Annotated in this window: 18 protein-coding genes and 3 pseudogenes; 18 read left to right on the forward strand and 3 right to left on the reverse strand. The window is 62.4% G+C overall.

What is annotated here, in order from left to right; genetic code table 11:
• The 13 genes from C0Z16_RS24670 (at window position 1) to iolG (ending at window position 15,378) form a co-directional block, all read left to right on the forward strand.
• Window positions 1-330, forward strand: a complete 330-nt coding sequence (locus C0Z16_RS24670; protein WP_102634681.1) for a non-heme iron oxygenase ferredoxin subunit — start codon at window positions 1-3, stop codon at window positions 328-330.
• Between the two features lie 2 nt (window positions 331-332).
• Window positions 333-1,571 (forward strand): NAD(P)/FAD-dependent oxidoreductase, encoded by a 1,239-nt coding sequence (locus C0Z16_RS24675; protein ID WP_102634682.1) that lies wholly within the window; start codon window positions 333-335, stop codon window positions 1,569-1,571.
• Between the two features lie 31 nt (window positions 1,572-1,602).
• Entirely contained in the window at window positions 1,603-2,601 is a 999-nt protein-coding gene (locus C0Z16_RS24680) for a xylose isomerase (protein WP_102634683.1), read from the forward strand.
• 43 nt (window positions 2,602-2,644) lie between these two features.
• Entirely contained in the window at window positions 2,645-3,502 is an 858-nt protein-coding gene (locus C0Z16_RS24685) for a TIM barrel protein (RefSeq protein ID WP_102634684.1), read from the forward strand.
• 127 nt (window positions 3,503-3,629) lie between these two features.
• Window positions 3,630-4,559, forward strand: coding sequence for a sugar ABC transporter substrate-binding protein (locus C0Z16_RS24690; RefSeq protein WP_102634685.1), 930 nt, complete (start codon window positions 3,630-3,632; stop codon window positions 4,557-4,559).
• 61 nt (window positions 4,560-4,620) lie between these two features.
• Window positions 4,621-6,183, forward strand: coding sequence for a sugar ABC transporter ATP-binding protein (locus tag C0Z16_RS24695; protein WP_102634686.1), 1,563 nt, complete (start codon window positions 4,621-4,623; stop codon window positions 6,181-6,183).
• Between the two features lie 72 nt (window positions 6,184-6,255).
• Entirely contained in the window at window positions 6,256-7,275 is a 1,020-nt protein-coding gene (locus C0Z16_RS24700) for an ABC transporter permease (protein WP_102634687.1), read from the forward strand.
• A 41-nt stretch (window positions 7,276-7,316) separates the two neighbouring features.
• Complete coding sequence (locus C0Z16_RS24705; protein ID WP_102634688.1) at window positions 7,317-9,281, forward strand: bifunctional 5-dehydro-2-deoxygluconokinase/5-dehydro-2-deoxyphosphogluconate aldolase; 1,965 nt, start codon at window positions 7,317-7,319, stop codon at window positions 9,279-9,281.
• Entirely contained in the window at window positions 9,278-11,182 is a 1,905-nt protein-coding gene (iolD, locus tag C0Z16_RS24710; protein ID WP_102634689.1) for a 3D-(3,5/4)-trihydroxycyclohexane-1,2-dione acylhydrolase (decyclizing), read from the forward strand. The genes C0Z16_RS24705 and iolD overlap by 4 nt, the downstream gene beginning before the upstream one ends.
• Window positions 11,179-12,120: a myo-inosose-2 dehydratase gene (iolE, locus tag C0Z16_RS24715; RefSeq protein ID WP_102634690.1), complete on the forward strand. Its 942-nt coding sequence runs from the start codon at window positions 11,179-11,181 to the stop codon at window positions 12,118-12,120. The genes iolD and iolE overlap by 4 nt, the downstream gene beginning before the upstream one ends.
• Window positions 12,117-12,938 (forward strand): 5-deoxy-glucuronate isomerase, encoded by an 822-nt coding sequence (gene iolB, locus C0Z16_RS24720; protein WP_102634691.1) that lies wholly within the window; start codon window positions 12,117-12,119, stop codon window positions 12,936-12,938. Before iolE ends, iolB begins: the two co-directional genes overlap by 4 nt.
• Before the next feature lie 105 nt (window positions 12,939-13,043).
• Window positions 13,044-14,165: a porin gene (locus tag C0Z16_RS24725; protein ID WP_244201348.1), complete on the forward strand. Its 1,122-nt coding sequence runs from the start codon at window positions 13,044-13,046 to the stop codon at window positions 14,163-14,165.
• Window positions 14,166-14,355: 190 nt separating this feature from the next.
• The gene (iolG, locus tag C0Z16_RS24730) at window positions 14,356-15,378 is read left to right on the forward strand and encodes an inositol 2-dehydrogenase (RefSeq protein WP_102634692.1); all 1,023 of its coding nucleotides are present in this window, start codon (window positions 14,356-14,358) and stop codon (window positions 15,376-15,378) included.
• Here iolG and C0Z16_RS39615 read toward each other — a convergent pair.
• Window positions 15,379-15,532 (reverse strand): annotated as a pseudogene (locus C0Z16_RS39615) (DDE-type integrase/transposase/recombinase); the annotation flags it as partial.
• Between the two features lie 292 nt (window positions 15,533-15,824).
• Here C0Z16_RS39615 and C0Z16_RS24745 point away from each other — a divergent pair.
• From C0Z16_RS24745 to C0Z16_RS38945, 3 genes and pseudogenes are all read left to right on the forward strand, one after another.
• Window positions 15,825-16,748 (forward strand): sensor histidine kinase, encoded by a 924-nt coding sequence (locus C0Z16_RS24745; RefSeq protein WP_407070699.1) that lies wholly within the window; start codon window positions 15,825-15,827, stop codon window positions 16,746-16,748.
• 188 nt (window positions 16,749-16,936) lie between these two features.
• A pseudogene (locus C0Z16_RS24750) lies at window positions 16,937-17,417 on the forward strand (ketopantoate reductase family protein); the annotation flags it as partial.
• Window positions 17,418-17,575: 158 nt separating this feature from the next.
• Window positions 17,576-17,827 (forward strand): site-specific integrase, encoded by a 252-nt coding sequence (locus C0Z16_RS38945; protein ID WP_244201350.1) that lies wholly within the window; start codon window positions 17,576-17,578, stop codon window positions 17,825-17,827.
• 304 nt (window positions 17,828-18,131) lie between these two features.
• Here the strand turns inward: C0Z16_RS38945 and C0Z16_RS24765 are convergent, their stop codons facing one another.
• Window positions 18,132-18,737, reverse strand: coding sequence for a hypothetical protein (locus C0Z16_RS24765; protein WP_102634693.1), 606 nt, complete (start codon window positions 18,735-18,737; stop codon window positions 18,132-18,134).
• An 832-nt stretch (window positions 18,738-19,569) separates the two neighbouring features.
• On the opposite strand from C0Z16_RS24765, the pseudogene C0Z16_RS24770 reads away from it, so the two are divergent.
• Window positions 19,570-21,210: pseudogene (locus C0Z16_RS24770) on the forward strand (phospholipase C); the annotation flags it as partial.
• 249 nt (window positions 21,211-21,459) lie between these two features.
• Here the strand turns inward: C0Z16_RS24770 and C0Z16_RS24775 are convergent.
• Window positions 21,460-22,017: a hypothetical protein gene (locus C0Z16_RS24775; RefSeq protein WP_102634695.1), complete on the reverse strand. Its 558-nt coding sequence runs from the start codon at window positions 22,015-22,017 to the stop codon at window positions 21,460-21,462.
• Window positions 22,018-22,863: 846 nt separating this feature from the next.
• Between C0Z16_RS24775 and C0Z16_RS24780 the strand changes: the two genes are divergently transcribed.
• A complete protein-coding gene (locus tag C0Z16_RS24780; RefSeq protein ID WP_244201351.1) occupies window positions 22,864-23,601 on the forward strand; it encodes a DUF4396 domain-containing protein in 738 nt (245 codons plus the stop codon).
• The last annotated feature ends 408 nt before the right edge of the window (window positions 23,602-24,009 follow it).

Genomic DNA, 24,009 nt, shown 5'->3' on the forward strand with positions numbered 1-24,009 from the left:
ATGGTGGATCAACGTGAATGGGTTGTCGCCTGTCAGACCAGCGACATCGATGAAGAAGACGTCAGGCGTTTCGATCATGGCAATGCAACCTTCGCCGTCTATCGCGTTGACGGCAAGTTCTACGCGTCGGACGGCTGGTGTACGCATGAGAAGGCTCATCTTGCAGATGGCTTCGTATTGAATAACGCGATTGAATGCCCGCGGCATCAGGGGCGCTTCGACATTGCAAGCGGCAAGCCGCTTTGCGCGCCGGTCTGTCAACAGCTGAGAACGCATCCGGTCCGCATTGAAGGCGATGCGGTCCTGATCGGCATGCCGACTGCGGAGTGATCATGGCAAGCGACGCCCACATGGTTATCGTCGGAGCCGGCCTGGCTGGCGCCCGCGCCAGCGCCGAGCTGCGCGAGGCGGGTTTTGAGGGGCCGATTACGCTCATCGCCAGCGAACCGCATGCGCCATATGACAGGCCGCCGCTCTCCAAAGCGGTGCTGCTCAGCGAAAAATCGCCCGACGATTGTGCGCTATTCGGCGATACCTTCTTTGCCGATCATGCGATCGACCTGAAGCTTTCGGCCTGTGTGGTCGAGATCGATCGTGCGGCCCGCGCGGTTCTTCTCGACAACGGTGAGCGCATCGGGTATAGCCGGCTGCTCATCGCGACCGGCGCGTCGCCAAGAGTATTGAGCGCGCCCGGGTCGGAACTGCCTGGCGTGGTCACACTGCGCACTGCTGATGATGCCCGCGATCTCGCGGCGCGGCTCCATTACGGACAACGTATTGCAATCATCGGCGGCGGCTTTATCGGGCTCGAAGTGGCGGCAAGTGCTGTCGCTGCGGGATGCAGCGTCACGCTCATCGAAGCCGGCGAGCGTCTGCTGATGCGCGCTGTGCCGCAGGAAATCGCTGAGCGTATCGACGCGCGGCATCGCGACGCCGGTGTGCAGTTCCGCTTTGATGCGCGGCTGGCTGCGATCGCGGGGGCGAGTGCCGCTGAAGAGGTTCGTCTCGCCGACGGGGAAGTTATCGGCTGCGACACGGTCGTGGTCGGCATCGGCGCTGCACCCCGCACCGCGTTAGCGCAGGCAGCGGGACTTGACGTCGCGGACGGTATCGTGGTCGACGACGGCTTGTGCACCAGTGATTCTGCCATCTTCGCCGCGGGCGATGTCTGCTCGTTCCCGCACCCGTTGTATGGCTGCCGTGTGCGCCTCGAATGCTGGAAGAACGCTGAGGATCAAGGCCGCATTGCTGCGCGCAACATGCTCGGCGAGAACCTTCGTTATCGCGAAGTGCCGTGGTTCTGGTCCGATCAGTATGAGTTGTCGATCCAGATCGCGGGGCTTCCTGCATTCGGCCGCGAGACCGTCATTCGCGAAACAGCCGATGCGCTGTTGCTGTTTCATCTGTCGGCAGACGGATCGTTGATTGCAGCAAGCGGCGTTGGCCGGGCGGTGGGCCGCGATATCCGGATTGCGCAGATGCTGATCGGCCGCCGTGCTCGTATTTCGACCGAAGAGCTCGCGGATCCGTCAGTGAAGCTCAAGTCGCTGCTTGCCGCCGAAACGGCGTGAGCAGGACTCATCGCTCCAACACAAAGAGATCATGAATCCCACTCTTCTCATTGGCGTCAATATCGACGGCGTGCTGCATCGCGATGACTTGCCGCCCGTCGACGCCGAAACGCAATTCCGGATGATCGCCGACACGGGCGTGTTCGACTATGTCGAGATGAATCCGCCAGAAGGCGTTGCTCTCGCACGATACGTCGAGTTTAGCGAGCGCTACGCTTTGCCGGTTCGCGTAATCGGCGGCGTCTTTTGCGCGGGCCGCGACGAAGCGCGTCTGCGGCACGTGATCGAGTGGGCGCCGCGCTTCGGCTCGAAGGTGCTGAATTGCCAGCTCTACGCAAATCATGCCGACGGACATCGCCTCACCGATGTGGAGGTCGCGAGGTTCTACGTGCAGGCGTGCGAGTGGGCCGCTCCGGTTGGCTGCATGCCGAGCCTCGAAGTGCACGTTGACATGTGGAACGAAGATTTCACGCGCGTCAACCGGGTTGGCGAACTGTTGGCGCGCGACGGCCTGGCACTGCGCCTCACGCTCGACCATTCGCATCTGATCTTCAAGATTGGCAATGACGAAGAGCTGGACGCATCGCGGATTCGTGTGTTGGTCGAGGCGGGAGAGATCGTGCTCGATCCCGTGTCACCCGATGCGATCTTTAAACAGTGGATCGCACGCGGCTGGGTTCATCACGCCCACGCGCGCAGTGTCATACCGAACAACCCGCGCAATTCCCGCATGCGTCGTCCCGACGGCAGACCAGGTCGCGGCATTCAATACCCGTTCGTGCGTCCCGCTGCGGATCAATGGGATGGTAGCTGGGATGAGGCAGCGCTCCTGCCGTGGGAGAGCGCGATACGGCATCTGCTGAACGCGCGCGTAGAGGGCGGTGTTTCCACGCCGCAGCAGATCAGCTGCGAGTTCATCCCGTTTGCCGACTACGGCGGCGGTGCGGGGTATTCGATCTTCGAGAACAACGTTGCATGCGCCGCATGGCTGCGCAGTACCTGGCTGGAGCAAGCCGCCATCACGGCGTGAACCTGAAAGACAACCCATTCGTTGGCGATAACTGGAGACACAAATGACATTGACGAGTGACGAAGCGCTGCGATTTTCTCTAAACCGTATGAGCGCACCGCGGCTGGCGTTCGCCGACTATGCGGCGCTTTGCCAGCGCCTCTCGGTCGATGCGATCGAGATCCGCAACGACCTCGAAGGCGTCGAGATCAACGACGGCACACCCGCCGCCGATATCAAGTCGCTGAGCGCGGCGGCGGGCCTGACCATCCTGTCGATCAATGCACTGCAGCGCTGCGAACGCTTCGACGCTACCCGCGCGAAGGAAGCGTTGGCGTTGTCGCGCTACGCCGCTGACTGCGGAGCGCGCGCGATTGTCCTGTGCCCGACCAACAGCCGCCAGGATCAGCGCACGCCAAGCGAGCGTCACACCGATCTGGTGAATGCGCTCAGGCAACTGAAGCCGATCCTCGACGATCACAACCTGCTCGGTCTGATCGAACCGCTGGGTTTCGAGGAATGCGCGTTGCGCTGCAAATCCGACGCGGTCAGGGCAATTTACGACGCGGCTGGCGAGCACCATTTCCGGCTGGTACACGACACGTTTCATCACCACCTGTCGGGCGAAGACATTTTCTTTCCGGACCTCACGGGCCTGATCCACGTTTCGGGCGTCGAGGATAGCGGCCTGCCAGTTGACCAGATGCGCGACGGGCATCGTGTGCTGGTCGGCGCGGACGATCGGCTCGGCAACATCCGGCAGTTGAACACATTGTTCGCGCGTGGTTATCGAGGTCATGTGTCGTTCGAGCCGTTCGCCGAGGAAATCGCTGGCGCTGACGACATCGAAAGCCGCTTGCGCGAGAGTATCGCTTACATCCGAACGAACGTTGAGTCGGCACGAGTACGCAAGGCCGCGTAGCAGGCGTTGCGACGTCACCCATAGAAAGAGATAGAGAACGTGAACGCTGCATGAAAGTGTGCCGCGCGGACCTTGGCATCAGACCCATAGGCCGCGCTGGTTCAATCAATTGAAAGGAGACATGTCAATGAAATTTCTTACCCGTTCGCTGCTCGCGTTATCGTTCGCGGCGGCACTGCCGATCTCCGCCATGGCGGGCACGACGATTGGCGTCTCGATGGCGCACTTCGACGACAACTTCCTGACCACGGTACGCGACGCAATGGTGACCGAAGGTCAAGCGCACAAAGACATCAACCTTGACTTCGAGGATGCGCAAGGCGACGTCGGGCGGCAGGTGAGCCAGGTCGAGAGCTTCGTGTCGCAACGGGTGGCGGCGATCATCGTCAATCCCGCCGACGCGGCGGCGACCAGGCGAATGACCGACACCGCGCGCAAGGCCGGTATCCCGATCATCTACGTCAATCGCAAGCCAGATGAGCCGATGGGCAACGGCGCCTATTTCGTCGGCTCGGACAGTCTCGTGGCCGGGCATCTGCAAATGGATTACCTCGCGAAGCAACTCAAGGGCAAAGGCAATATCGCCATCATGCTTGGTGAGCTGTCGACCGACGCCACGCGGGACCGCACGCGCGGCGTGAAGGATATCGTCGCGAAAAATCCCGGCATCAAGATCGCCGAGGAGCAAACCGCGAACTTTGACCGCAGCCAGGGCATCAACCTGATGAGCCAGTGGCTGAGCTCCGGCAAGAAGTTCGATGCGATCGCGGCGAACAACGACGAGATGGCGCTCGGCGCGTTGATTGCGATGAAGCAGGCTGGCGTCTCGCCGAAGAGCGTGCTGGTCGGCGGGGTCGATGCGACCAAGGAAGCGTTGAACGCAATGGCCAAGGGCGATCTCGCGGTCACCGTGTTCCAGGACGCGCGAGGGCAGGGCAAGGCTGCGGTCGATGCCGCCATCAAGCTCGCTGGCGGCGACAAGAGTGTGCCGAAAGAAGACTGGATTCCTTATCAACTGGTCACGCCGGACAACTACAAGGGGTTTCTGAACAGATAGTCTGCATGACCTCGGGGCGGCGCCGCGCGCGCCCCGCTTCATCCACTGAGGGAGTGCCACTATGTCAGGTCTTACCACGAGCGCGCACGCCGCTCGGCCGGAACACGTCGCTGCATGGGCCGCGCACGGGCCGGTCTTCGCCGCGCACAAGATTCGTAAAGCCTTTCCCGGCGTAATCGCGCTCGACGACGTGTCGATCGACATCCACGCTGGCCGGGTGCATGCGCTGATGGGCGAAAACGGCGCTGGCAAGTCGACGATGATGAAAATCATCGCGGGTGTCTATTTCCCCGATGAGGGCTCGCTGCATTTCAAAGGCAAACCGATTGCTTTGAAGTCACCGCGCGACGCGCTCGACCGGGGTATCGCGATGATTCACCAGGAGCTGAATCTGCTGCCCTACATGACGGTGGCGGAGAACATCTGGATCGGCCGCGAACCGTGCAATCTGCTGGGGCTGATCGACCATCGCGCGCTGCACCGGCGCACCGGCGAACTGTTTGCGCAACTCGGCATCGAGATCGATCCGCAGGTGCAATTGGGCAGCCTGAGCATTGCGAACCGCCAGATGGTGGAAATTGCCAAGGCTGTGTCGTTCGACTCCGATCTGCTGATCATGGACGAACCGACCTCCGCTATCACCGACAAGGAAGTCGAGCATCTGTTCCGGATCATCAGCGAACTGAAGGCGCAAGGCAAGGCGATCATCTACATCACGCACAAGATGGATGAGGTGTTCCAGATCGCCGACGATATTTCGATCTTCCGGGACGGCCACCATATCGTGACGCGCACGGCGAAAGAATTCGACAAGCAATCGCTGATTGCGGCGATGGTGGGCCGTGAGCTCACGCAGGTCTTTCCCAAGACGGAGGTCGCGATCGGTGACGTGGCGCTCGCCGTGCACAACCTTGGCCGCCGCGGCGCATTTTCGAATGTCAGCTTCGACTTGCGCTACGGCGAGATTCTCGGCGTGGCCGGTCTGATGGGTTCCGGGCGCACGGAGGTGATGGAGTCGGTCTTCGGTATGTATCCGTCCGACGAAGGCGAGTTGCTTTTCGACGGCAAACGCCGGGCGATTCGTTCTCCGCAACAGGCGATCGCTGCGGGTGTCGCGTTTCTCACTGAGGACCGCAAAAGCACGGGGCTGTTCCTTCAGCTTTCCGTTGGTGAAAACATGGAGATTTCGGCGTTGCGCCGCAATTGTGCGCTGGGCTTCGTTCGGCAAAAGCGTGTGAACGATGCATGCGCCGATATGTGTCGTCAACTGAAGGTCAAAACCCCCGGTCTGCACGAAGTCATCGAGAACCTGAGCGGCGGCAATCAGCAGAAAGTGTTGCTCGCGCGCTGGCTCCTGAACAAACCCAGGATCCTGATCCTCGATGAACCGACGCGCGGCGTCGACGTTGGCGCAAAGGCGGAAATCCATACGCTGATCACGCAGCTCGCAAGGGAGGGCGTCGCGATCATCATGATCTCGTCAGAACTGCCCGAAGTGATGGGCATGAGCGACCGGATCGTGGTGATGCACGAGGGCACCGTCAGCGGCATTCTGCCTCGCGCGAACGCAACACAGGAAAACATCATGTCCCTCGCTTCCGGCGAGCAGCCTGAACTGGCGTAACGGCAACGACCATCTTGCATTGGAGAGGAGCCAGCGCTGAAGCGCTAACTCCGATCGACACAGGAGATAACTATGCGTGACTCAGCAATCCTCACTCCCGACATTCAGCGTCCTGCTCCACGTAACTGGCGCGTACCGCAGGAGACCAGCATCCTGCTCGTGCTGCTCGGCATCGCGCTGGTCTTCGAAGCGCTCGGCTGGATCGAGCGCGGCCAGTCGTTTCTCTATAACCCGCAGGGCCTGCTGATCATGGTGCTGCGCGTGTCCGAAATCGGGTTGATTGCTGTCGGCGTCACGATGATCATTATTGCGGGTGGCATCGATCTGTCTTCCGGGTCCGTGGTTGCGCTGTCGGCGATGATTGCGGGCAGCCTCGCGCAGACCTCTGGTTTCGGGCGCACCGTGTTTCCAGGGCTCGTCGATCTGCCGCTGCTCGCGCCGGTTGCGGCGGGCGTGCTGACGGGCGGCATGTGCGGCCTGATCAACGGGACGTTGATCGTGCGCACCGGTGTGCCGCCTTTCATCGTGACGCTCGGCATGATGGTGTCGGCACGCGGACTCGCCCGTTACTACACGCACGGCCAGCCCATCAGCATGTTCACTGACGCCTACTCGGCAATCGGCAGCGGCGCAAAACCGGTAGCGATCTTTCTGCTGGCCGCGCTCGTCTTCCACGTCGTGTTGCGCTATACGCGTTTCGGTAAGTGTCTGTACGCGATCGGCGGCAATGTGCAGGCCGCACGCGTGTCTGGCATCGGCGTCGGGCGCAATCTGGTGGCGGTCTACATGATCGCCGGATTGCTGACGGGACTTGCCGGCGTGGTCGTTTCGGCGCGCGCACAGACGAGCCAGTCGGGCATGGGCATGTCATACGAACTCGACGCCATTGCGGCGGCCGTGATCGGCGGCACGAGCCTGGCGGGGGGCGTGGGGCGGATCACCGGCGCGGTGATCGGCGCATTGATCCTTGGGGTAATTTCGAGCGGGTTCACGTTTCTGGGAATCGATTCGTACATCCAGGAAATCGTCAAGGGACTGATCATCGTCGCTGCCGTGATAGCCGATCAATACCGCAAGCGGCGTGCCCGCTAAGCATAACTAACGACCCGTTATCTATTTCGGTGCAATCGCATATGACCCAATCCACCTTTTTCGCTGCGGACCGGCCGCTGGACATCGTCTGTCTGGGCCGGCTCGCGGTCGACCTCTATGCGCAGCAAATCGGCGCGCGGCTCGAAGACGTCACCGGCTTTTCGCGGTATCTGGGCGGTTCGTCGGCCAACATCGCGTTCGGCTGTGCCCGCCTCGGATTAAAGTCCGCGATGCTTTCGCGCGTCGGTAACGACCATATGGGCCGCTTTCTCGTCGACGCGCTGGCAAAGGAAGGCTGCGACGTGAGCCATGTGAAGACCGACATGGAGCGTCTGACTGCGCTTGTCTTGCTCGGTCTGAAAGATCGCAGCACATTCCCGCTCGTGTTTCATCGCGAGAACTGTGCTGACATGGCGCTCGATGAGACGGATTTCGACGAAGGGTTCATCGCTTCCAGCAAGGCGCTGCTGATCACCGGCACGCATTTTTCGACTGAAGGGGTGCATCGAGCGAGCATGACGGCGCTCGACTATGCGCGCCGCAACGGTGTGCGCACCGTGCTCGATATCGATTATCGGCCAGTGTTATGGGGCCTGACGGGCAAGTCGGACGGCGAAACGCGTTTTATCGCCGACGGCAGCGTGAGCGCGCATTTGCATGGCATCCTGCCGAAATTCGATCTGATCGTCGGCACGGAAGAGGAGTTCTGCATTGCTGGCGGGTCCGAAGATCTGCTGCAAGCACTGCGCTCGGTGCGCGCCGTGAGCGCAGCCACGCTGGTTGTCAAGCGCGGGCCGCTGGGCTGCACCGTGATCGATGGCCCGATTCCGGCGGACCTCGATGGCGACCGGCATTTTCGCGGCGTCGAGGTCGAGGTCCTTAATGTACTCGGCGCGGGCGATGCGTTCATCTCCGGCTTTCTCAAAGGGTGGCTGACAGGCGCTGACTATGCCACCTGCTGCACCTATGCGAATGCCTGTGGCGCGCTCGTCGTATCACGCCATGCGTGCGCACCGGCGATGCCGACGCCCGCCGAACTGGATCACTTTCTTGCCAATGCAGCCTGTTTGCGCCGTCCGGACCAGGACGCGGCGCTCGCGCGTCTGCATCGGGTGAGCGTGCCGCGGAAGCACTGGGATGAAGTGCTCGGCTTCGCGTTCGACCATCGGCCTCAGTTCTTCGCGCTTGCGCGGGAGTCGGGTGTGGACGAGGCGCGCATCGCAACACTGAAGCAGCTGTTCGTGCGCGCGGTCGAAGAGACTGAAACGGCGGGCGGCCACGTCGGCAAGATGGCGGTACTGATCGACGACCGTTACGGCCAGGACGCGTTGAATGCGGCCACCGGGCGCGGCTGGTGGATCGGACGGCCGGTCGAGCTGCCGGGTTCCAATCCATTGCAATTCGAACATGGCCGCTCGGTCGGCAGCGCGCTCGCGAGCTGGCCCGCCGAACACATCGTCAAGTGTCTGATTCAATACGATCCGGACGATGAGCCGTTGCACCGGCTCGAACAGGAAAGCCAACTGCGCGCACTGTACGACGCGACGCAGGCGAGCGGTCACGAACTGCTGCTCGAGGTGATTCCGCCGAAAGACCGTCCACTCGCGCCGGATGCGGTATGCCGTGCGCTTAGGCGGCTCTACAACCTCGGCATCTGCCCGGAATGGTGGAAGCTTGAACCCATGAACGCCGATGCGTGGCGGGAGATCGACGCGTTGATCGAAGCGCGCGACCCCTATTGCCGGGGTGTCGTGCTGCTGGGCCTGAACGCGCCGGCCGCGCAACTCGCCGCGGGTTTCGAAGCGGCACGCGCAAGCACCACCTGCCGGGGTTTCACGGTGGGGCGCACCATCTTCCAGGAACCGAGCCGCGCGTGGTTCAACGGCGAAATCGACGACGACGCGCTCGTCGCCCAGGTGCGCCGCAATTTTGAGTCGCTGATCGGCCAATGGAGAGCGTCGCGCCGCGATGCCGCGCAAACCGTGCACGAGGATGAGGCCGCATGACGCGCACTGTTCGACTCACGGCCGCGCAGGCACTCGTTCGATATCTGGCCGCGTTGCACACGCGTGCCGACGAAGCGGAGGGCGCGCCGCTCGTGCCGCTGTTCGGCGGCGTTTTCGCGATCTTCGGGCACGGCAACGTGGCGGGCATCGGCGAAGCGCTGTATCAGCATCGAGACACGCTGCCCACTTACCGCGCACATAACGAGCAGGCGATGGCGCATGCGGCCATCGCGTTCGCGAAGGCGCACATGCGCCGGCGGATGATGGCGTGCTCGACCTCGATCGGTCCTGGCGCGACCAATCTCGTTACCGCCGCGGCGCTGGCCCATGTGAACCGTCTGCCGGTGCTGCTGCTGCCCGGCGACACATTCGTATCGCGCGCGCCCGATCCGGTGTTGCAGCAGATCGAAGACTTTCATGATGCGACGATTTCCGCGAACGACTGCCTGAAACCCGTGTCTCGGTATTTCGACCGCATCGTCGCACCTGAGCAGTTGCTGAGTGCTTTGCCCCGGGCGCTGCGCGTGCTGACCGATCCCACGCTGTGCGGCCCGGTCACGCTCGCGCTGCCGCAGGATGTGCAGACGCACGCGTATGACTATCCGGCCGATTTCTTCGAACCTGGCGCCGTTACGTTCCGCGCGCTGCCTGCGGCGCCGGATCAGCTCGCGTCAGCCGCGCAAGCGCTGCGTGTCGCGCGGCGTCCGCTGATCGTTGCCGGCGGAGGCGTGCTCTACGCGAAGGCCTGCGCTGCGTTGCGCGCGTTCTGCGAACGGCATCGCGTGCCGGTGTGCGAGTCGCAGGCGGGCAAGAGTGCGCTCGCCTGGGATCATCCGTTGCAACTTGGCTCCGTCGGCGTCACCGGTTCGTCCGCGGCGAATGCGCTGGCGCGTGACGCCGATGTCGTGATTGCGATCGGCACGCGCTTGCAGGATTTTACGACCGGCTCGCATTCGCTGTTCCCGCAGGCGCGCGTGATCAGCATCAACGTGAACGGCTTCGATGCGGACAAGGCGGCCGGCATCGAGCTGCTCGCGGATGCGCGTCTCGCGCTCGAGGCGCTGTCGCGCGCGCTGTGCGACGGCGGCGCGGATAGTGGTGCGGCGTGGCAAAGTCCTGCCGCGTGGCACGACAGGGCTCATGCGGCGGCGTACGGCTGGCGCGCGACGGTTGCCGGCATTACCGGCCGGCGCGAAATGGCGCCGGGCGAACTGCCGTACGACGGCGAAGTCATTGGGGCAGTACAGCGTTCGCATGCCGATTCGCCGTCGCACGACATCGTCGTGTGCGCGGCCGGCACGCTGCCCGCCGAGCTGCACAAGCTGTGGCGCGCGGCGCGGCCCGGCGGCTATCACATGGAATACGGCTACTCATGCATGGGTTACGAGATCGCGGGCGGCCTCGGCGTGAAGATGGCGCAGCCGGATCACGAGGTGATCGTGATGGTCGGCGACGGCAGCTATCTGATGATGAATAGCGAAATCGCCACGTCGGTGATGCTCGGCATGAAGCTGATCGTCGTCGTGCTGGACAACCGCGGCTACGCCTGCATTAACCGGCTGCAGCAGGCGTGCGGCAGCGCGCCGTTCAACAACCTCCTCGACGATTGCCTGCAAGGCCCTCTCGGCGCGCCCCGCATCGACTTCGCCGCGCATGCGCGCTCGCTGGGGGCGCACGCCGAGCATGCCGCGGACGTGACGGAGCTCGAAGCCGCGTTGCAACGCGCGCGAGCCGCGGCGCGCACATACGTGATCTGCATCGATACCGATCCCGCTCGCACTACCGCCGAGGGCGGCTGCTGGTGGGAAGTGGCGGTGCCCGAAGTGTCGCCGCGCGACGAGGTGCGCATCGCGCGCGCCGCTTATGAACAGCACAAGCAACTGCAAAAGAGCCCGTTATGACCCACGCCTCCTTCGATGTAAAAATCGGCATCAATCCGATCTCCTGGTTTAATGACGATTTGCCCTCGCTCGGCGGCGAAACGCCACTCGAAGTCGCGCTGAGCGAAGGCCGCGCAATCGGCTATCAAGGTTTCGAGCTGGGCAACAAGTTTCCGCGTGAGCCGCGCGCGTTGCGCGAGGTGCTGTCGCGCCACCAGCTCGAACTCGTTTCGGGCTGGTATTCGGGGCAGCTCGCCGAGCGTTCGGCCGACGAGGAAATCGCCGCACTCAGAGCGCATCTCGAACTGCTTGCGCCAGGCGGCGCGACTGTGATGGTCTACGGCGAAGTGTCCGGCTCGATCCAGGGCGAGCGCGGCATGCCGCTATTCAAGCGTCCGCGCTTCGCCACCGACGAACAGTGGCGCACTTATGCACAGCGGCTCGAAACGCTCGCGCGCTACACCCTGTCGCGCGGCGTGCGTCTCGCGTATCACCATCACATGGGCGCGTATGTCGAAACACCGGAAGACATTGACCGGTTGATGGCGCTGACCTCGGGCGACGTCGGACTGTTGTTCGACAGCGGTCATGCCGCGTTTGGCGCAAGCCGGTCGGCATTCGATGGCGCCGCGCCGCTCGCTCTGCTGAGCCGGCATGTTTCGCGCGTCTGCCACGTGCATTGCAAGGACGTTCGCGCCGCAGTCATCGGGACGGCTCGCAACCGCCAATGGAGCTTCCTCGACGCGGTCATGAACGGCGCATTCACGGTGCCGGGCGACGGCGCGATTGATTTCGCGCCGTTGATCGAGACGCTGCGAACGCATGACTATCGCGGCTGGCTGGTGGTCGAGGCGGAGCAGGATCCGGCGGTGGCGCCGAGCCATGCGTATGCGCAGGCCGGCTATCGCCATTTGCGGAGGCTCGCCGACGGTGCGAGTTTCGGGCGGGAGGCCGCATGAGCCTGATCGTCAAGGGAACCGGCAGCGGCCGCGACATCGTCACGGTCACGCCGCAAAGCGCGCAATGGCGTCATGTCGGTTTTGCCGCGCGGCGTCTGGCACGCGGCGAGACGCTGAAGTTCGACACCGGCACCACCGAAGTCTGTGTGGTCGTGTTGACGGGCGTGGTAAGCGTTCGCACTGCGGACGATACGTGGCGAGACATCGGCGCGCGCCGCAGCGTCTTCGACACGCAATCGCCGTATGCGGTTTATCTGCCGCCGCGCACGGCGGTTTCCATCGACGCGCACGACACTGCCGAACTCGCGCTCGCAAGCGCACCGGCCGAAGGATTGCATCGCGCGCGGCTGATTGATCCCGGCAAGATGACCCGTTCGGTCCGCGGCAGCGGCACGAATACGCGCTACGTGTGCGACATTCTTCCGCAAAGCGAACTCGCCGAGTCGTTGCTCGTGGTGGAGGTGTTGACGCCCGCCGGCCACTCGTCGAGTTATCCGCCGCATAAGCACGACGTCGATGCGGTTCGCGCCGAGAGCTTTCTCGAAGAGACTTATTACCACCGTCTCAATCCATCCCAAGGGTTCGCGTTTCAGCGGGTCTACACCGATTCGCGCGATATCGACGAGGCGCTGGCCGTCGAGGATCACGATGTCGTCATGGTGCCGCGCGGCTATCACCCGGTGGTAATGCCACACGGCTACGACGGTTACTACCTGAATGTCATGGCGGGGCCGAGGCGCGCCTGGCACTTCAGGAACGACCCCGCGCACGAGTGGATGCTGTCGAAACAAGGAGAGGCCGCGAAGCCAGCGACCTGAAGCTTTTCAGTACCTCGCCCCTGCAGGTGATGACAAGGCACCACGGCTCGCCGTGGTGGGGGGGCGGTTTTTTCAATTAAAAGCAAACACATGGATGGAGACGCAATGAAAAAGATAATGCTTGCAGGACTGGCAGGCGTATGTGCGCTTGCTTGCGCGAGTGCTCTCGCGCAGAGTTCGGTGACGCTTTATGGCGTGGCCGACGCGGGCTTCGACTACCTTAGCCAGGTCCAGACCGGCAACGGCACGACCGCATCGCGCCTGCGCGCGCAAAGCAGCGATTGGGGGGCGAGCCGGTTCGGCCTGCTCGGGCGCGAGGATATCGGCGGGGGCTATGGCGTGGTGTTCAATCTCGAATCGGGCACCAACCTGATGTCCGGCACCGCGGGCGAAAGCAACGGCCGGCTTTTCAGCCGCAAGGCGCTGGTTGGCGTGCAGAACGACCGCTACGGCAAGCTGACGATGGGCCGCAATCTGTTCATCGCTAACGACCAGTGGGGCCTGGACCCGATGCTGCAGGAGGCGTATTCGTCGACCGCACTGGTACGCAGTCGAAATGTGCCTATCACGAGCAACAACATCGAGTATCAATCGCCTTCATGGGGTGGTTTCAGTCTGCATGCGCAATACACACTCGGCAACCAGGCGGGCGGCTTCAATCTGGGGGCCGCCAACGAAGTCGGCCGCAGTGACGGCATACAGATCACGTACAGGAACTACCTGTTCATGCTGCGGGGCATGTATGACGAGATCCGCGATGCGAACGGGCGCATGAGCAATGTGTTCGTCAGCTCGCGCGAGTTCTTCGCGGGCGCCAATGTCTATCTGAACGCGCTTACATTGCAGGCCGCCTACACGCACCTGAGCGCACCGGACACGGCAGCGGGCCTCGCACGCAACGCGGATCACTATTGGGCCGGCGCACAGTACCGGGTGACACCGGCGCTGGCGTTCGACGGCGCTGTCTATTACGTCCATGTCGGCTCAGGGGCGGGCGATGCGACGCATGACCCTTCCGGACACGCGGCCATGTTCGTGCTCGGCTCCACGTACAGCGTGTCGAAGCGCACGCTGCTGTACGCGACCGTCGCGCATGTGCGCAACGCGAGCGGCTCGAACTTTTCGGTTGCGAACAACAACCCTGGCACGAACAACAGCAACCTCGACAATCCGTTGCCGGGACGTTCGCAGACGGGTGCGTACATGGGCATCAACCACTCGTTCTGACGGTTTGACGCAATCCGTATAGCCGCCGGCAGCGGCCTGACGCAACGCCTTGTTGCAGCCTGGCCGCACGGTGCGGCGCCGATTTTGATTCAGCCGCCTGCACGATGTGCATGTGCGAGGCGCTGGTTGCCGCTCCTGCCGGCCGGCAGGAGCTTTATTTCGATGAAACCAATGAAACGGGAGAAACAGGATGATCGAGTTTGCGTTGTTCGGCGCGGGGCGTATCGGCAAGATCCATGCGTCGAACCTCGTGCGCCAGCCTGGCGTGCGCCTGAAGTATGTGGTCGACATGCATGTGCCTTCGGCGCAGGCGCTCGCGCAGATGCACGGCGCACAGCTAGCCGACGTTGTGCAGGCACTCGGCGATCCGGCAGTGGGCGCTGTCGTAATCGCCTCGAGCACGAACACGCATGCGGATCTGATTATCGCGGCGGCGAATGCGGGCAAGGCTGTGTTCTGCGAAAAGCCGGTCGATCTGACGGTCGCGCGCTCACGCGAAAGCGCCGAGGCCGTTCGACGCAACGGCGTGCTCTGCATGATCGGCTTTCAGCGCCGCTTCGATCCGACTTTCGCGGCACTGAAGGCGCGCATCGAACGCGGTGAAATCGGCGACCCAGAAATGCTGATCGTCACCAGCCGGGATCCGGGCGCGCCTCCTGCCGAATACATCAGGAGTTCGGGCGGCATTTTCAGGGACATGCTGATCCACGATCTGGACGTGTTCCGCTGGATCATGGGCGACAACGCACAGACGTTGCACGCGACGGGCAGTTGCCTGACCGATTCTGCGGTGCGAGAGGCGGGCGACATCGATTCGACTGCCGTCACGATCCGCACGAAGAATGGCCTGCTGTGTCAGATCAACACGTCGCGCCGCGCCGCGTACGGCTACGATCAGCGTTTCGAAGTGCTCGGCAGCAAGGGCATGCTGCAGGCTGGCAACGTGCGTCCGACCGAAGTGAGCGCATGGTCCGCGGGTGGGATATCGGTGGACGTGCCGGAGCCCTTCTTCCTCGAGCGTTACCGGCAAGCCTATGCCGCCGAAATGGCGCACTTCGTCGAGGCGCTGACGAAGGGTACGCCGGTTCGCACCACTATCGAAGACGGAGTAAGGGCGCTCGAACTCGCTGAACTGGCCACGCTGTCGTGGAAAAAGGGAATGGCGCTGGAGCTGCGATCCGACGGGGAAATCGAAGCAATGACGGAAGCGTAATCACATCGAGTTCGGCGCCATGCTCGTCCACTGCACGCCACAACAGATACGGCTCGCCGCGCAGCGTCACGAACAGCTCGTCCAGATGCCAGGTGCTGCCCGGCTTGCGCCGCGCCGCTTTCGCGCACTGGGCGAATCGAGCGCCGAACTTGTCGCCGAGAACGCCAGCACGAAGTGATACAGCCGGTGACCGAATGGGGCGCCGCCGATCGTCACGCTAGAGATGAACCTGTTGGTCGGTAATGCGGGTTCCAGACATGAGCTGACCGCTTCTTCTTCAAGCTTCGATCAGCCCATCCTAAAGCCCCGTCGACCTGGCGCTGCCGGTGGCTCGTCGTCTCCGGCGGCTACGCCGCCTATGACTCCTCTGCGCCAGCCCCACGCCTTGTCGTACGGCCTCGCGCATCAGAATGGGCGCATCGAGTACCAACGTGCCCGGCACGCCCATGTTGAACCTCTCGGTCCCCCGATCGAATTCCCAAGGCGACGGCACCCCGCTTGCCGCTGACAACCTGCTGGCGATCGCCTGGCTCGTCGCGATCAGCTTCGGGCTGCTCGCGGTGGCGCTGTGGGGATATGCGTACGATCAGCGTTCGAGCATCGCGCGCCTCGCCGCCGCGATCGAGCAGCGCAGCAGCACGGACACGTTGCCGCAAACATTGGCTGAGTTCGGGCCGCCCACGGTCGCGCGCCTGGTGCGCGCGATCAACGGCGCGCAGCGCTACGACGCCGAACGCGTCGCCCAGGTGCTCGACGTGCTCGCAGCGTATGCGCACGACCTGCGAACGCCGCTGACACGCATGGCTTTGCGCTGTGAGCGGCTCGACGACGGCGAACTGCGCGACGCAATCGAGCGCGATCTCGCCGAGATGGGCGAACTGGTCGAGGCAAGTCTCGCTTGCGCACGAATGCAATGCTGGGCCGGGCAACCGTTGCGGTGCTTCGATGCGGACGGACTGATCGGCGCGCTCGTCGATAACTACGGGGACGCCGGCCGCTCGGTCGAACTCGAAGGCGAGGTAGGGCGTCCAGTCATGACGTGCCCGCATGCGCTGCGCTGTGTGCTAGTCAATCTGATCGACAACGCGTTGCGCTATGACAGCGCCGTGCGTTTGTGCGTGCGCGTCGATGCACGGCGGGTGGTGCTGGCTGTGGTCGACTCGGGACCGGGCATCGTGCCGGCCGAAATGGAGACCGTGTTCGCGCCTTGGTATCGTGCGCCGCGCACGACAGCGCGCGCGCAGGAATCCGGCTTGGGCCTCACGCTCGCGCGACGTCTCACGCTCGCGATGCGCGGCGAACTGCAACTGGAGAACCGCCGTAACGGCGGACTCGAAGCAAGATTGACGCTGCCTCTCACGGTGGCGTGAGCATCAAACGGCGCTCGATAGAAAAAGCGACTACGCGAACTCGCGGAATAAGCGAGCGGTCTCGCGTGTTGTAGCTGGAGCTTCATGTGCAGGACAGAACCAAGTCGATACAAGGCATTCATCAACCTCTTTCGAGGATGTGAATGAAAGTTGCGGTGATGGGCGCGGGCGCCGTGGGTTGCTATAGCGTCGTGACGCAGGAAGTTTGCGCGGCAGTGGTGTATGTCGCGTGTGAGATGGCCGGGCCGGCGCACGTGCGCCATCACGGGCGCGGCGAACTGATCGTGGAGCCGGGCGACGCCGCGCGAGCGCATGGCGCGCGCGGTCAACGCCGCCGGCATCCACATGGCACTATCGCCGAACGTGCGCGGCGCGCTATGGGAGAAGCTCATACTGAATTGCGCATACAACGCTATCTCCGCGCCAGGGCAGTTGCCGTTAGGCGAGTTGCGCCGGCTGGGCGGCGCGGGCGTGGAAACAGCCATGCGCGATATCGTCGCCGAGTGCATTGCCGTGGGGCGTGCGGACGGCGTCGCCATGCCGGACGACGCGGACGCTATGGTGCGAAGCATCGTGAGCACGATTCCGGCGGGACAGTATTCGTCGACAGCGCAAGACGTTGCGCGCAACCGGCGCAGCGAAATCGATCATCTGAACGGCCACATCGTTCTTTCGACATCCCCGGGGCGACATCCTGGGAAGCGCCACACGTCTTCTGCGAGGAAGAGATCGTCGACCTACATGCTCGCGCGCGCCGACTCGGGCCTCCGCCGGGGCTACGCGGCGCCGTCCAAGAAACGCTGTTCGGACTGATCGCCGCCACGGGGGTGCGGATCGGCGAGGCGCTGTCTTTGCGCAATGGCGACCTTCATCTCAAGGACGGGATGCTGACCATCCGCCGGACCCAGTTCCGCAAGTCGCGGCAGATCCCCGTGCACCCGAGCACCGGGGATGCCTTGCGCCGCTATCGCCGGCTGCGTGACCTGGCCGAGCGGGCGCCGACGAGGTCTCCCGCTCGGCGAGCGTCAGGTGCATCGGGTCTTCCGCGACTTGGGCGAGCAGCCGGGGGGCAACCGTGAAGCGCACCATGCTGCGCGCATTCATAATCTGCAGCACACCTTCGTCGTGCGCCGCATCGTGCAGTGGCAGGCCCGGGGACGTGGACATTTGGTGAGGCGATGCTGTCGCTGTCAACCTACGTCGGGCACACGGTGATCATCTGGAGCAGGATCGGAAGAACTCGGTTCGCAGCCGCAATCTGAGGCTGACTGCACTTCGCGCGTTCCTGAAGTTCGCCGGTCGCGGTGACGTGGCCTCACTTCACGATACTGAGCGCGCACTGACAAGCGCCTCAGCGAGCGTGAGCCCCGATCTGGGATTCCACTAGCGGAAGCCGTAGACAACGATCTTCTTCCCCTCGAAACTTTCTTGCACAGCCTGCTCGCAAAACTGCGGGCACGTTACCGAGCCGTCCCCGCTCGCGCCTGAGACGGTGACCGCCCTGTAGACCACGGATTCGACGAGCGTCCCGTCAGCAGCGACGACCATGTTCAGGTCAGTTTCGACACCCGCCGGCACCGCTCCGCCAGCGGTATAGACGATCTTCATGGTGCCGGTGCAATCGGAGTTGACCGTGTATGTTCCGTTCTGGTTCGGATTGAAGGTCGTCAGGCCCCCTTTCGGCAGCCCGCCGATCATGCCGAAGTCGGTGCGCGTAAAGCCGCCTGTGCCATCGAACGTCACGAGGGCGACGTCATCAAGAATCGACGTGGACGCATACGGAAAAACCTTATTGTTCGGTCCTATCAATCCGATGATTTCTCCGTGACCGGTAAATGCATACGGTCCTCTGAGCGTTGCGTTCGAACAAAGGCCGCGTGAGCCGCCGTGTCCGTCGTGTCCACCCGGACCGTCAGCCTGCGCGGCGCCGCTGAGTAAGAGGAGTGCCACTGCGGTTGCTGACAGAATGCCGACTCGTTTGATCTTCACGATAATCTCCTTGTCACCCAGTCAGGCGCGAAACATCGCGGCGCGCAGGAGCCCATTGCCTGGCGGGATGAGGCGCCCACTTTCAAACAAAATGGTGGAATAACATTCGGTGCAGTGATACCTGCCTGCCGCTGTTTGCAGAAACAGCGATGAAGGAAGGAGGGCCGTGAATGCTATGGGTTTTCGCGCAACCGATGCGAGAAAGCCTCCGCGCAGGCCATTCAATTAACTGGCGAAACGCTTCACCAAGCAGTCTTTTTTGCTCGGTGTTGGCAGGCAGGTGCAGAACGGGTGCACGAAAGTCCGCCCAATTGTGACTTCGTGAGTCAGCCACGCTTTAAGGTCGCATAGCAAAATGCAGCGTAATCCACAATATTTGTGAATGCCAAATGAATATCGGACAAAAGGCAGGCGCATTCAGAATCGCGCCGAGAAAGTGCGTGCGTGCTTGACTGGCAGGAGAAGCGGCCCATGCTCGACAGGTCTTCACGACCAAACGCCGAGTATTGTGCGGTAGCGGACAGAGCGCAGGCGCTCGGCGGCTATCCTCGTGTCGAGCGTGCCTGGACCCCGGACACGCGTGCGCCGTTCTGACGCCGCATTGGGGCGGTACACGCACGGCTGCCGCTACTGTTGATTTTTCGGGGACGACAGGCGACCAGTAGCGTATCCGAGGGTTTGGGAACTGGTTTCAAACGCACGTCTTTTCTGGCTCACGTTTGCAGGCCTGCCCGGCCAACGCCGTAGCCGGTCCGGTGTCCGCCGGCCCGCGGCGGGCTGCGCCGACGCGCCCCCGCGTCTCAGATCCGCCCACGCCGTGTGGAGAAACGTCATTATGCGGCAAGCGCTGCTGGTGATTTCATGCTCAGTTGTGACGCTTACCCTGCTTTGCTGTATTGCTGCCGGCGGGAGAGAGTCCCCTTCTCAGGGCGGCAGCGAAAGGGGCGCAAATACAGCGACGCCGATCAAGCACCTCGTTGTCATCATCAACGAAAATGTGTCGTTCGACCATTACTTCGGGACCTACCCCACGGCGGCAAATCCCCCGGGCGAGCCGCAGTTCATTGCAGCACCGGACACGCCTCCCGTAAATGGACTTTCGCGTCAACTGCGAATGAGTAACCCGAACCGCAACGCGGCCAATGGCCGGGCTGCGAGCAATCCGTTCCGGCTTGATCGAAGTCAGGCGGCGACCTCGGACCAGAATCACACCTACGCCGCCGAGCAGCAGGCTTACCACGACGGCGCCATGGACCTGTTCCCGAAGTACACCGGCGAGGGCTCCGGCGGTGACGCGGGCGCATTCGGCACCGCCGGGCAGGTGATGGGCTATTTCGACGGCAATACGGTGACGGCTCTGTGGAACTATGCCCAGCATTTCGCAATGAGCGACAACGCGTACACGTCGACGTACGGTCCGTCGACGCCGGGCGCCCTGAACCTCGTGTCAGGGCAAACCAACGGTATGAGGGTTGTTACGCCCGGGCACCGGTGGTTCCGTCACCAGGTGGCTGGCTACTTTGTGGACGACGGCGCGGGCGGCTTCACATTGATCGGCGATGTTGATCCCGCCTATGATCTGTGCTCTGGCGAAACCCAGGTGACCATGCCCGGCAGGAACATTGGTGATTTGCTGAACGAACGCGGCGTCAGCTGGGGCGGATTCATGGGCGGTTTCGACCTCACACGAATCAATGGAAATGGCACGACCGGGTGCAACAGGACAACGGTTGCGACAGCCGTGGGCGCAGCCACGGCGGACTATCTCCCACATCACAACTGGTTCCAGTACTACCGGTCCACTTCCAACCCGAAGCATCTGCGACCGGGTTCGGTCAGTGCCATTGGACACAGCCTGTCGGTCGATGGAAAAACCGATCCGGCGAATCACCAGTACGATATCAACGACTTTTTCGCCGCAGTGAACGTGCGCAATTTTCCCGCTGTCAGTTTTCTGAAGGCGCCCGGGGCGCAAGACGGGCATGCCGGCTACTCAGATCCGCTGGACGAACAGCTCTTCACGACGCGGGTCATCAATTTTCTGCAGCAGCAGCCCGAGTGGGAGAGCACGGCAGTTATTGTGGTTTGGGATGACTCGGGTGGTTGGTATGACCACGCCTACGTTAGTCCGACGTATCCGTCGTTCGATCTACAGGCCGATCGTTTGAATGGCCGCGGAAGGTGCGGACGCGGCACCGCGCCGGCCGGTGTCACTGGCGCGCCGGTCAACGGGCGGTGTGGGCCGGGAACGCGGATCCCCTTCGTCGTGATCTCACCATGGGCCAGGCAGAACTTCGTTGACCACACGCTGATTGTCGCTTCATCTGTCATCCGGTTCATTGAAGACAACTGGCTTGATGGCCGGCGTCTGGGCGGAGGTTCATTCGACGCGACGGCGGCCAGCATCATGGGCATGTTCGACTTCCGTGGCGAGCCTCACTCGGCCAGGCTTTTTCTCAACCCGCTAACCGGTATCGTCATCGAGTCCGTCGCATTGACGAGCGCTCTCAGGGCCAGCGACGCCGCGTCCGCGGCAGCGGACAGATGGTTCGATCCCGACCTTTCAGGTCCGGCGCACTCAGACTAGAAGGACTTCCTGCAGTTATCTGAGATTCAGCGAAAGTGTGCGGGAACAGGAGGCTTCGCGCGAGCGGGTGATGGGACACAAAGCGACAGCGCAAGTCGGTGCGATCGGGGTCATTTCCTTCTCTTTTTGACCTTGTCAGATCTGTCCGCTGCTTCGTCGAGTGTAGCGGTTGTAGGCGTCGGTAATTGCGTGCTTCATACGGCCGCCCGAAAGGAGCCCCTCACGCCGGGCTTGCTCAATGAGCGTGCTGAGTTGGCGGGCAGCGCATTGGACGCCAACAGGGTACTCGTCGTCGCCAGTCTGGACCCGTTGCAGGTATGAAACCAGCGTCTCGCTCGCATACTCCCGCTGAGGCATGCGGTTTTTGATGAACAGACTGTGCATCCTGTCGGTGGTGCGCTTTCTCACATACCAGCGCCAAATGACGATAGACACAACGCCGTCCAGCACCGCATACAGGACACGTCCGCCAACCAGTACTGCGGCCGATAACCAAAAATCCCGGTCGTGGCCCTCTGCCAGCAATGTGTAGAGGCCAGCTATCCCCAGATATGGAATCAGCGCGACACCGCTGAGCCAGATTTTTGACTGCTCTCCCATGGTAGCCCCGTTTGTTCTTAGTGACCCATGATCCAGCAGCAGTAGTCCGGCGTCAATATCTGTGATGCATCGAAGGGGCGTGATGATTAGCATGGCCTATACGGCTTCGTGCAGGCGTCCGTATGCGATTTGGCCGAGACAGGAGAGCGGTACGGCCGCGAATCCCATTCGAAGTTTTCGGCATCATGCGGCCTGAACACTGATTCGCCGAGAGGGTCCGCGGACCGTCCGAATTCAGCATCGCGACCTGGGCGACTATGTTCAAGCAATCGCATGCCCTCCCAAGGGGAAATCGTCCTTCTGGTTGCCAGTCAGCGGCACGGGCGCCTCTCTAAGGAAGCGACAGGATCACTGCCGGTTGCGCCCCGTCGTTCGGTCACAAAAAAACGGACGTCTCGCTTCCTTTGCTCAAAATGCTTGAAAAAATGGCATAGCGTGACATTTCCGTGACCAGCTCCGGAATCGACAGGCTCGCGAAGCCACCACTCATCGTTGACCTCGTCCCGATTGAGCGCGGCGACACGTTCGAGCTCTGTGAGCGGTTTGAGGCGATAGTCAAAGCAACACTATGCGGCAATTTTGTCGTGGCAGCGGTGCAGGGGCAAGGGGGGCGGGCATTTTCTACGTTTTGGGGATTTCGAACGCGCTCCGATGCCGGACATCAACGACCTGTGCCGCGCGGAATGCGTCCGCCGATGCGTCGAGGCGGCCCGATGAGTTCCTCGGCCTTGGCCGGGATCGACCTGACAAGGGCGAGGTCTCAACAGTCCGCCGGACCTCCCTACCAGTCGAACAGGCGTCCGGGTAGTGAATAGGGAAGCGTCCCTCTTTACCGCCCAGTAGCGCCGCATCGTCCCGGCAAAGCTCTCCCCAGGAACAGGAACACCGGCTGCTGACGATCATGCCCAGAGTTGCTCGTCTTCCGCAACGCGGTTTCCCTTGATTCCCCATGAGACAGTTTCCATGAGCTACGGAATACTTCCGCCCTGGTTGCACAGCCTTTCAATCGCATGGCTAGCGCTCGGTGCGCTCTGCGCCGCTTTGATCGCGCTTGATGAATTCCGGCGACCACAGAAAATGTGGGTCATGAATATAGTGTGGCCAGTGACCGCATTATTTGGCACCTTCCTCTGGCTCGCTGCTTACTATGCGTGGGGACGTAACGCACCGGCAGTCGGCGACAGCAACAGCAACCCAGCCTTTCCACCAATGGTGCTAAAGGGCACTAGCCACTGCGGTGCCGGTTGCACCTTGGGCGACATCATCGCGGAATGGACGGCGTTCGCTTTCCCCAACGTAGCAGTGTGGTTCGGCTGGCATACGCTCTTTGCCGAGAAGACATTCGCAGTCTGGATCATCGACTTCGTCGTAGCGTTTCTGCTGGGCGTGCTGTTCCAGTACTTCACGATCAAGCCAATGCGCGACCTTTCCGTGCGGCAAGGTGTGTTTGATGCGCTCAAAGCGGACATTGCCTCGATAAGTGCATGGCAGATAGGCATGTACGGGTTGATGGCGGTCATTCAGTTTTCGTGGTTTAAGCCGGCTTATGGCGGGGTCGCGAAGGTCGACAGCACAGAGTTCTGGTTTGCAATGCAGCTTGCGATGCTGGCGGGCTTTGCGACCAGCTATCCGGTCAACTGGTGGCTTATCCGCGCGGGCGTGAAGGAAAAGATGTGAGGCGATGCCGTGGCGCAAGGACCCGGCGCGTGGGCCTTGTTTGTCGCTCGGCATGGTGTGTCAGCCGACATTGAGGCTTGCTGCCCGACAAACAGATTGACGGTCTCAATTACAAGTCATTTGAAAAAGTGGCATGACGTGACATATAGGCCAGGCACGCGCGACGCCCAGCCGCAAGAGCCGGTGCTCGCTATCGTTGATCAACTTCCCGGTTGGAACGGGCATTGCTGCGGGGGGATTCGCAGCAGCGCACAAGGGCTGCGGCGCGGAGCGCATTTCAATAACGTTGCGCAGAGCGCCGCAGTGCAAAAGCTGCCGAGCCGAGCCGTATGCGCGCGCCACGCGTTCTTCAATGAATGCAATGCGCGTGGCGCGTTTGCCAACGTTTTGCTTTCGCCTGCATTGAGG

The sequence above is a fragment of the Paraburkholderia rhynchosiae genome (assembly GCF_002879865.1).
Classification (GTDB): domain Bacteria; phylum Pseudomonadota; class Gammaproteobacteria; order Burkholderiales; family Burkholderiaceae; genus Paraburkholderia; species Paraburkholderia rhynchosiae.

What these genes read in the sequence shown, in the direction of transcription:
- iolB (WP_102634691.1), top strand. Translation starts at nt 12,117, where the DNA reads ATGAGCCTGATCGTCAAGGGAACCGGCAGCGGCCGCGACATCGTCACG.
- C0Z16_RS24695 (WP_102634686.1), top strand. Translation starts at nt 4,621, where the DNA reads ATGTCAGGTCTTACCACGAGCGCGCACGCCGCTCGGCCGGAACACGTC.
- C0Z16_RS24745 (WP_407070699.1), top strand. Translation starts at nt 15,825, where the DNA reads ATGTTGAACCTCTCGGTCCCCCGATCGAATTCCCAAGGCGACGGCACC.
- C0Z16_RS24725 (WP_244201348.1), top strand. Translation starts at nt 13,044, where the DNA reads ATGAAAAAGATAATGCTTGCAGGACTGGCAGGCGTATGTGCGCTTGCT.
- C0Z16_RS24685 (WP_102634684.1), top strand. Translation starts at nt 2,645, where the DNA reads ATGACATTGACGAGTGACGAAGCGCTGCGATTTTCTCTAAACCGTATG.
- C0Z16_RS24690 (WP_102634685.1), top strand. Translation starts at nt 3,630, where the DNA reads ATGAAATTTCTTACCCGTTCGCTGCTCGCGTTATCGTTCGCGGCGGCA.
- C0Z16_RS24775 (WP_102634695.1), bottom strand. Translation starts at nt 22,017, where the DNA reads ATGCTAATCATCACGCCCCTTCGATGCATCACAGATATTGACGCCGGA.
- C0Z16_RS24700 (WP_102634687.1), top strand. Translation starts at nt 6,256, where the DNA reads ATGCGTGACTCAGCAATCCTCACTCCCGACATTCAGCGTCCTGCTCCA.
- iolG (WP_102634692.1), top strand. Translation starts at nt 14,356, where the DNA reads ATGATCGAGTTTGCGTTGTTCGGCGCGGGGCGTATCGGCAAGATCCAT.
- C0Z16_RS24705 (WP_102634688.1), top strand. Translation starts at nt 7,317, where the DNA reads ATGACCCAATCCACCTTTTTCGCTGCGGACCGGCCGCTGGACATCGTC.
- iolE (WP_102634690.1), top strand. Translation starts at nt 11,179, where the DNA reads ATGACCCACGCCTCCTTCGATGTAAAAATCGGCATCAATCCGATCTCC.
- iolD (WP_102634689.1), top strand. Translation starts at nt 9,278, where the DNA reads ATGACGCGCACTGTTCGACTCACGGCCGCGCAGGCACTCGTTCGATAT.
- C0Z16_RS24680 (WP_102634683.1), top strand. Translation starts at nt 1,603, where the DNA reads ATGAATCCCACTCTTCTCATTGGCGTCAATATCGACGGCGTGCTGCAT.
- C0Z16_RS24675 (WP_102634682.1), top strand. Translation starts at nt 333, where the DNA reads ATGGCAAGCGACGCCCACATGGTTATCGTCGGAGCCGGCCTGGCTGGC.
- C0Z16_RS24670 (WP_102634681.1), top strand. Translation starts at nt 1, where the DNA reads ATGGTGGATCAACGTGAATGGGTTGTCGCCTGTCAGACCAGCGACATC.